Origin of the sequence: Acidisphaera sp. L21 (genome assembly GCF_009765685.1) — a bacterium.
Classification (GTDB): Bacteria; Pseudomonadota; Alphaproteobacteria; order Acetobacterales; family Acetobacteraceae; genus LMUY01.
Window position 1 is genome coordinate 1 of the sequence record NZ_LMUY01000024.1, and the last position, 1,538, is coordinate 1,538.

A 1,538-nucleotide genomic window follows, 5' to 3' on the forward strand; every position below is an offset into this window, starting at 1 on the left:
TAACACCCTCTAGATTCGCCATTGCGTCCGCCGGCGCGCAATGGCTGGCCAATCCGCCTCCCTAACCAGCAGCGTTTTTTGAAGTTCAGGGCTTGGCGGCGTAGGAACGCAGACCCCGTCGTGCGTGACGTCAATGCCGGCTGTCTTGAGATCGGCCGCAAGCGCCCGGACCGTCCAATCTGCCTTCGCCGCTAGGTGGGTAGTGATCACCTCGGGCGACAGATAACAGGACCAATTGTCGCGTGCCACCGACCTTGCGCGCGGCCAGATCACCTCCGGCCCGGGGCATTGGCCGATCCGCACGGCACTGGCGGGTGATATGCTGAAGCATTTCGCGACTCCGCAGACATTACTAATCGCTACCAGCGCCGCAGCGGCACGACGACGCAAATCCAACGAAAGCGGTAGAGCCATGTCCGCTGGGCTCCTGCCCAGCAGACAGTTTGACTCACAGATCGCCCGCGTCGCGGACCCCCAAAATCCGACTCTGCACAGGTCCGACAGATTCTAGTGTGTCTTCCTTCCGAAAAACCAGTACCCATGTGCTCCGCCATGATCCGTGTGCCGCAGCAGCACATCGCGAATACCTGCTCGTGCGAAGATCATCAAAACTACATTCATGTCATAATCATACATCGACTGCTCGCCAGGCCGATGCTCATTATTCTCGAGCGCCGTCAGAGTATCTCCGTCAAACCGCCAGCTTAAGAGATCCCTTACCAGGGTATTGTTATCTCGCGAATCGTGGGCAAATGTCATGTGAACAGATGCGACGCCACCTGGGTTCAACGTGGCACAGAGACTTCGAAGTATGTGATAACCCATGCGTGGAAGTATGTGCTGAAAAACGATGTAGCTGTTGATCCAGTCACTCTGCAGATTATCCGGAACAGTGTCAACGAATCGCACATTTTGTATCTCTCGCCTTTGGGCCTGCCTTTCAGCTTCTTGCCGCATTCCTGGTGAGATATCCACACCATAGACTTCGCGACACACATGAGCCATGGGAAATGACAAGCGGCCAAGCCCAGCCCCAAAATCGAGACCGACATCTGGCTTGATTGCTCCAAAATGCTGAGCCAGCGTCTCCATTACCCAGGCCATCTCATCGCGACCCTGAGCATAGAATCTTTCTTTCGTCTCTTCTGTTATGTTTGCTTGCAGAAACTCAGGTGCTGACAGCACTCCCCACCAAGGTTCGGTCTCGCCAATCCGTTTCCAATCTTCCGCAGTATCTCTAGCCATCAGATTAGTCCCTTCAGGAATTACGGCCACAGTAATGAGCGATGGCGGTTAGCTTCTATTCTCAGCCCAACACCGTCCTTGAGCAAGAGCTATAAGATAGAGGTGGGTCAAACCGGTGCAGTGCTGGGCTAGAAAGCATCGATCGCACCGCCGCCGCCGCACATGCTGGAGGCGCTGGTGGCCTGCGGGCTTACGCCGTAATGATCGCGTCCATCGTGCGGGCCAGGCTCGGGCGCCAGTCCGGCAGGCGGACGTCGAACACCCGGGCGAGCTTGCTGCAGTCCAGGCGGGAG

At 56.6% G+C, this 1,538-nt stretch carries 1 protein-coding gene; it reads right to left on the reverse strand.

Annotated elements, in window-relative coordinates:
- Positions 1 to 507: 507 nt before the first annotated feature.
- A complete protein-coding gene (locus GSQ76_RS06525; protein WP_158743109.1) occupies positions 508 to 1,245 on the reverse strand; it encodes a class I SAM-dependent methyltransferase in 738 nt (245 codons plus the stop codon).
- Positions 1,246 to 1,538 lie beyond the last annotated feature (293 nt).